The 6,452-nt window shown below is 46.3% G+C and carries 8 protein-coding genes, 2 tRNA genes and 1 pseudogene; all 11 read right to left on the minus strand.

Features of this window, described 5'->3' with window-relative positions:
• Positions 1-446: 446 nt before the first annotated feature.
• Complete coding sequence (locus tag ACLQ6D_RS13880; protein ID WP_411727911.1) at positions 447-848, minus strand: CHC2 zinc finger domain-containing protein; 402 nt, start codon at positions 846-848, stop codon at positions 447-449.
• 50 nt (positions 849-898) lie between these two features.
• The gene (locus tag ACLQ6D_RS13885; RefSeq protein WP_411727917.1) at positions 899-1,138 is read right to left on the minus strand and encodes a helix-turn-helix domain-containing protein; all 240 of its coding nucleotides are present in this window, start codon (positions 1,136-1,138) and stop codon (positions 899-901) included.
• Complete coding sequence (locus ACLQ6D_RS13890; RefSeq protein WP_411727912.1) at positions 1,131-1,361, minus strand: helix-turn-helix transcriptional regulator; 231 nt, start codon at positions 1,359-1,361, stop codon at positions 1,131-1,133. Before ACLQ6D_RS13890 ends, ACLQ6D_RS13885 begins: the two co-directional genes overlap by 8 nt.
• Positions 1,362-1,584: 223 nt before the next feature.
• Positions 1,585-2,082, minus strand: a complete 498-nt coding sequence (locus ACLQ6D_RS13895) for a tyrosine-type recombinase/integrase (protein ID WP_411727913.1) — start codon at positions 2,080-2,082, stop codon at positions 1,585-1,587.
• Between the two features lie 18 nt (positions 2,083-2,100).
• Positions 2,101-2,268: a hypothetical protein gene (locus tag ACLQ6D_RS13900; RefSeq protein ID WP_411727918.1), complete on the minus strand. Its 168-nt coding sequence runs from the start codon at positions 2,266-2,268 to the stop codon at positions 2,101-2,103.
• 9 nt (positions 2,269-2,277) lie between these two features.
• Positions 2,278-2,749: pseudogene (locus tag ACLQ6D_RS13905) on the minus strand (tyrosine-type recombinase/integrase); the annotation flags it as partial.
• A 233-nt stretch (positions 2,750-2,982) separates the two neighbouring features.
• Positions 2,983-3,056 (minus strand) — tRNA-Cys (locus tag ACLQ6D_RS13910).
• A 59-nt stretch (positions 3,057-3,115) separates the two neighbouring features.
• Positions 3,116-3,190, minus strand: a tRNA-Gly gene (locus ACLQ6D_RS13915).
• Positions 3,191-3,251: 61 nt separating this feature from the next.
• Positions 3,252-3,731, minus strand: coding sequence for a hypothetical protein (locus tag ACLQ6D_RS13920; RefSeq protein WP_411727914.1), 480 nt, complete (start codon positions 3,729-3,731; stop codon positions 3,252-3,254).
• 246 nt (positions 3,732-3,977) lie between these two features.
• Entirely contained in the window at positions 3,978-5,573 is a 1,596-nt protein-coding gene (locus ACLQ6D_RS13925; RefSeq protein ID WP_411727915.1) for a hypothetical protein, read from the minus strand.
• A gap of 88 nt (positions 5,574-5,661) precedes the next feature.
• Positions 5,662-6,452: ABC transporter permease (locus tag ACLQ6D_RS13930; protein WP_411727916.1), on the minus strand; the 791-nt coding region annotated here is incomplete at its 5' end.

Raw genomic sequence — 6,452 nt, forward strand, 5'->3', positions numbered from 1 at the left:
GGATAGTGCGGGACAACGGCAATACGCGCCATCATTTGGGGCGGATGACGCGGAAAACCAAAGTCGTCTCGAAAAAGGATGCGAGGGTTTATGGTCCCATCAAACTTTGGTGCGCCTTGACAACGCCTGACATATTCCGGCAACACCAAAATACATTTATTACTATCTTTACGTGAACACTCTCAAAAAATGATGTCCTAACAGTTCCTTGAAGTCTTTAGAACGAAGCGGATATACAACATTGCGCTTTGCCTCTGCGTAAGCGTCATTGTTGTCATCATGGAACAGCTTGAATTGCTTGCCAATGTCGATAAGCAGGGTGGATTGTGATTTTTTGCCCCCTTCGTTGTCGAACTATGGTATGCCCGTAATCGCATCATCGTCTGACTGCCCTGGCTGTTGCCTGTTTGACGTTACCGCCTCTGCTAATTTATCGTCCAAGGTTCTCATCTACGCACCTCGCACAACAAACCCATGACAGTGCTGTAAGCCCTTTGGACACGTTCATAATCGCTTTCCGGTACGCTGCCATTGGTGATAAGGTCGCTCCAACCTAACGCCAAAATGCCAGCCTCGCTTATGGCTATGTCGAACAGATCACTTTTGTTGAAACGTGGCGCGGGTTTCTGTTTCTCGTAAGGGTTTGTGATCTTGTCAGGGAATAACGCACTAGCGTCCAGACCGATTGCCGCCAGCACGTCCAAGTAACCACAACCCGCAAAACAATTGAAAATGATCTTGTCATCAAGTTGCTTAATCCCAAGTGAAGGGCTTCTGTCATCATGGGCAGGGCATAGGGCTAACCACTTGTCGCGCCCTGTGTTCCTAACGCCGCCAAGTCGCGACAAAAGAATCTACCTTTGGATCTATAGGCTGGTAGTTTGCGTAAGCGGCTGGCTTACCCATTGCCGCCGCCACTCAGCAAGACGTACCGCGCCACCCTGTGCTTGCCCTTGGGGGTAAGTACGGTCGCCCAGTGCGTGACAATATTCGCGCCGCCCCGCCGAAGCTCCATAATGCGCCATGCTGGGTGCATAACCCCCAGCATGGTTCGCGCCTCAATGGTCGTAATGTTCCCGCAGGCGCGCAGGTACGCATGAATTATGCCCCGCTGCTGCGCGGTGGTTTTGTTATCCATGCTGGTTCCCAAGCGACTCGATAAGCCCCATTATGTCCTCGGCTTTCCAGGCCGTGACACGTTTACTCAATTTTACGGGTTTAGGGTATTTGCCTGATTTAACGCCGCTCCACCAAGTGGATCTACTAACGGGAAAGATTGGGTCGATTGATTGCTTTTTGTCGCCCAGAATTTGATTCAGGCGTAAAAAACCAGTTACGGGGATATTTTGAATTGTTGGCATTTTGAACTCCAAAAGTTTTTAAGCTCTGGAGCCAATGCTAGCCCCAAAGCGAGAATGATTGTTTCATTCGTGCCTTGGGGACATCCATCCTTATGCAAGTACTTCAGCACGCCATCCAGCGTCGGCTGATTCAAACTCCGGTAGCCATCCAGCCAGTAATCCGAAGCTATGAGTGTTATACACAGTTTTCTGTGCTTTCAAGCGCTATTTGTATTTTCTTGTGTCAAAGCGTTTTCTTGAACTGCAACACCATCGCGCCATTTTTCAAACCATCAAGGTAATCTGCCCAGGCTTGCATCATTTTATGGCGTTCTGGCAGGTGGGCAGTTCTGTTATATGCCCTTCCGTTCGGGTCTCTAACGGCATGGGCTAGTTGATGTTCGATAAAGTCAGGTCTAACGCCTAGCACTTCATCAAGGATAGTCCTAGCCATAGCCCTAAAGCCGTGGCCTGTCATTATGACCTTACCATAGCCTAGCCGTTTCAAGGCTGCATTAATTGTGTTCTCGCTCATGCATCTATCGCCCCTTTGTGTGCGTTCAGACGGGAACAGATAACGCCCATGCCCTGTTAATGGCTGCAATTCTTTCAGTATCTCAATGGCTTGGGTTGATAACGGTACAATGTGCTGCACGGCGGTTTTAGAAACGAAGTAACGCCATTCTTTAGCCTCAAGGTCTATGTGTTGCCATTCTGCGGCGCGTAATTCGCCAGGACGCACAAACACCAAAGGCGCGAATTATAAGGCACAAAGGGCAATAAACGAGCCTTGGTAATTGTCGATTGCCCTTAGCAGTTCCGCTGCCTGTTTGGGTTCGGTTATGGCGGCAAAGTGTTCGCCTTTAGCGGGTGGCAATGCCCCGCGTAAATCCGGTGTAATGTCACGGTCTACCCGTCCTGTTGCCACGGCATAGCGGAAAACCTGCCCGGTTATTTGCAGCGTACGGTGGGCGGTCTCTATCGTGCCGCGATCTTACGCGCCGCAAACAATCCAGAATATCTTTGGGCAGGATGTCCTTTATCGGCTTGCCGCCTAACCACGGAAAAATATTCCGCTCCAGCATCCGTTTTGAGCGGTTGTTTTTGTCTTCCCATCCGTTAACTTTTTTTTGCCCCCATTCCCGTGCGATCACTTCAAAGCTGTTTGCTGCCAATACTGCCTTTGATGCTTTTATTGCTTTTTTGTTTTCGCTTGGGTCAATATCTGCCGCTATCTGCTTTCGTGCTTCCTCCCTTTTGGTTCTAGCCTGGTCAAGGCTGGTTTCGGGGTACGTGCCTAAAGCCAGCAATTTTTCTTTGCCGCCATAGCGATATTTGAACCGCCACAATTTGCCCCATCCCTCGGTTTGCGGCTTCACCAAGAGAAATAAGCCTTTTCCATCGGATAGCTTAAATGCTTTTCCTAGTTTGGCTTTGTCGCTCCTGTGAGCGTTTTTACATGCGGTATCCTGTTAGCATTTGGGGGCATCTCAATTTACAAAATTCAAAGTACCCCTAAAAGTACCCCCATTTAACGCGGATGTCAATACACCCTATGTACTTTATTGGACAATAAAAAACCCGCTATGCCTTGTAACATGCGGGTTTTATATGCTTCGTTGAACCTTGTTGAATTGTCTGATGGAGGCTGCGGCCGGAATCGAACCGGCGTAGATGGCTTTGCAGGCCACTGCATAACCATTTTGCTACGCAGCCATAACATTGAATAAAGCTTGAAATAAAAAAGCCGCGACTTAACGCGGCTTTTGTGTTGTTGGAGCGGGAAACGAGATTCGAACTCGCGACCCCAACCTTGGCAAGGTTGTGCTCTACCACTGAGCTATTCCCGCACTAGAAGTTAACTTGTTGATTATCGATTTTTTTTAATAGGGTGTCAATCTATAGTTATTGTTATTGGACATCAATTGCCAGAACCCAGCCGTCTTTATCTTTACATTCGCCGTCTACAACCTTAACTTTTACGAACATTTTTCTTTTACCAGAAAAATCGGAAAACTCCATCACCTCGACAGGTGTTCCTTGGGTCATATGCTGGCAAGGTGCATTTCTGTCCGCTTCTTCGCTATCATCGTAAGCAGCCAACGTCCCAGGCACTGGAACTAGACGGACGGTGCCGCTGGGATCGACTGTATTTGGGCTTTTTAATACGTATTTTTGGCCTACCGCCAATTCTTTAATGCTAGGCCCGGAAACGCTATTCGATTCACCCCCGCTCATCATTAAGATAAGTATGGGCAGAATCAGTGCCACAAGGATGCCATAGAAAGCCTTTGGATTTTTCTCCTTTAAGCCCATAAATGCGGCAACCTGATTGCTGACAATAGTTTTTGCCGACTCTACACTTTTTTTCACATTCTCTTCGTTACTCATTTTTCATCCTCATGGTTTGTAATTATTATTAAGGGGCTTTGCTCAAATCGTTACCAATTCCTGGTTCGTTGCTTGTGTTGCGAATATGTTCTTCAAGTAAACCTTCATTTCGGCTAACCCATTAGTTGACAAAAATCATAGGCTCCTTTGACCGGTCTCTACTCAGAGAACCAACTTACCACGATGTAAAAACTTTTCAAGTGATTTGTGTAGGGTCAGAAGGGAAATGTCATCCCCTTATTGAAATCAGATAAAGTCATAGCCCTTTTTGGGTAGTTGTGGCTTGTCTTCTTTTGCTGCGACCCGTTGACATTCAAATTGCCAGTAACCGAGGCCGACATTCTTCTTATCCCTTAAAATGAGGTAAATATTTTCCTGGCTCATTTGCATTTTAATCAGATCCCCTTCCTTCAACATGAAGCTATCGACCACTAAAAAACTGGAATCACCCAATTGACCCTCAGCATTATAAAAAAGACCTTTAAGGGGGGCATCCTTTTCAGCCGCATTGTCCACGGCATAATAAACGGCGTGGTAGTTCAGGGTAATAAGGCTTACCCCAAAACTGATTTTACTGCTCTGTTTTGCCACAAGCAGTTCGTTAACGACGGCTAAAGAGCGTCTTGAACCTGGCTGATCAGATCTCAAACTGATCAAATTACCGACTGACAATATTCCCGTTTTGCTGAAAACACTAAATAACAACCGGTCAGACTCCGAGTGGACGAGGAATTCCTGATCATTTTCACTATTGCTTATGGATTTGTTCTGGGACGAGCTTGAGCCTTGCAGATTGTGGGCAGGCTCCATCCCGATAGCCATGTAACGGTCTAAACGGTCACTAAAAATGGCTTCTTTTTGAAGCTCAAGCCCTAGCCACCTTTGTTCCAGATAATCGAGCAGTTCAGCGGTTGGTTTCTCCTCTTGATTTTCCATGTGTATTGAGGCAAACCGGGATCGTGCAAAGTTAATGAATTTGTCCATCTTTTCTAACGCCCTATAAAGCCGGGTTAAATCAACGTAAAGTGTCGCCGAGTCCCTTGCCGTGTGCATTTCAACTTGGACAAAAGGCGGTTTATCCTCGTCGGTCAAGACCGCAAACTGAAATTGTTGCCCCTCAATAGCTTCCGCACTCAAATTAAACAAGGGGAATAAGGTTTCAATAAAACCGTAAACTTGTAAAATTTCCTTTTGCATCAGTCCGGTAGGGCGGGACAGGCAGAACAAAATGATCTGGCGATAACACTCCTCAGGGGAACTTGCTTTGTTGATATGGTTTGTTGTATCGGGCACTTTTACAGTATCTTTTTTTAACTTTACACTCAGCTTGTAAAGTGAATGTAAGTCTATCCATACCCAGTCAGGGATCGGCAACCCCATAATGAAATGGCTTATGACTACACTGCTCAAGCCCTTGATGCAGCGTTGGAGTGACAAAGCCAGACTTTTCCCCTGAAACCAACTGACTTGGCGGCCTGAGAGTTCTTTAAGGACTATCCAGTAGCTAATCGTAAACTCCCGCTCGATCGCAACCAATACCTGAAGGATTTTTAAGTCATTTTCTTCTTTTGGAAAGGCAGTCTTTGTCAGTCTGAACCTAAGATAATCTTCAATGATAAGAACTTTAGGGCGTATCTGCTCCAACACATCCAGCCGTAACTGATATGGCATTTTTAGTTCATTAAAATCGCCAATAAAATCCTGAATCAGCCGTGTAGCCAATCCTGGGTTTGCCGTTGGCAGTTCAAATAGCCATTGTTCCAAAGCTTTTGGCTCAAATTCTTTTAGCCGCTCAGGCCTTGTTTCTTGTGCCGGAATAACAAGAAAAAATGAGTTTTTCACCTATTCACCGTAATTATTGTTGATCCTTGAGGTTTAGCCATCAATAAACTGACGCTTGGTTTTTCCGAAATGTTTTCGTAGCCCGGGTTCATCCCGCTCCTCCTTTTCTTGTCATCATCCCTTTGGAGGGATTATAACCCAAGATTGCAAACGTCAAAAATACAATAAAAGCGACCAGTGTATAGACAAACGCATATTGGTTAAACTGGCCGTATAAAGCGAAACGGATTAACTCAACTGCCTGGGAAAAAGGATTATATTCCGCAAGATGGTGCAATAAGGCGCTCGATTCTTTAATTTTCCATAAGGGGTACAGCGCTGTGGACATAAAAAACATCGGGAAGATCACAAAATTCATCACCCCTGCAAAATTTTCCAATTGTTTTACCAGTGATGATAACAGCAAGCCCAATGCGCCTAACATCAGCCCTGATAATACCAGCGCTGGCAAAATCCAGCCATAGCCCTGTAATGGCGGACGGATTTCATAACACCAGGCAATGCCAAGGAATACATAAACCTGCAAAATGGAAACCGCAGTTCCTGCCAACAATTTAGACATTAGCAAAAACCAGCGCGGCAATGGACAGGTCAACAAGATACGCATACTGCCCATCTCACGGTCGTAGACCATGGAAAGCGAGCTTTGCATCCCATTAAATAGCTGGATCATGCCGCATAACCCAGGCACGATATAGACTTCGTAGAGAATGTAGGTTTCATAAGGTGGGCTTATCGCCAATCCTAGTGCTGACCTGAATCCGGCTGCAAAAATAAACAACCAGACCAAAGGCCTTACCAAGGCGGAAATAAAGCGTTCGCGCTGGGTCACAAACCGCCAACATTCCCGCCAGATGATGCCCCACATGGCACGCCAGT

Origin of the sequence: Methyloglobulus sp., assembly GCF_046714055.1 — a bacterium.
GTDB lineage: Bacteria > Pseudomonadota > Gammaproteobacteria > Methylococcales > Methylomonadaceae > Methyloglobulus.

Bases quoted from the DNA above. Each gene is read 5' to 3' on its own strand.
- ACLQ6D_RS13885 (WP_411727917.1), bottom strand. From the start codon at position 1,138: ATGGATAACAAAACCACCGCGCAGCAGCGGGGCATAATTCATGCGTAC.
- ACLQ6D_RS13890 (WP_411727912.1), bottom strand. From the start codon at position 1,361: ATGCCAACAATTCAAAATATCCCCGTAACTGGTTTTTTACGCCTGAAT.
- ACLQ6D_RS13920 (WP_411727914.1), bottom strand. From the start codon at position 3,731: ATGAGTAACGAAGAGAATGTGAAAAAAAGTGTAGAGTCGGCAAAAACT.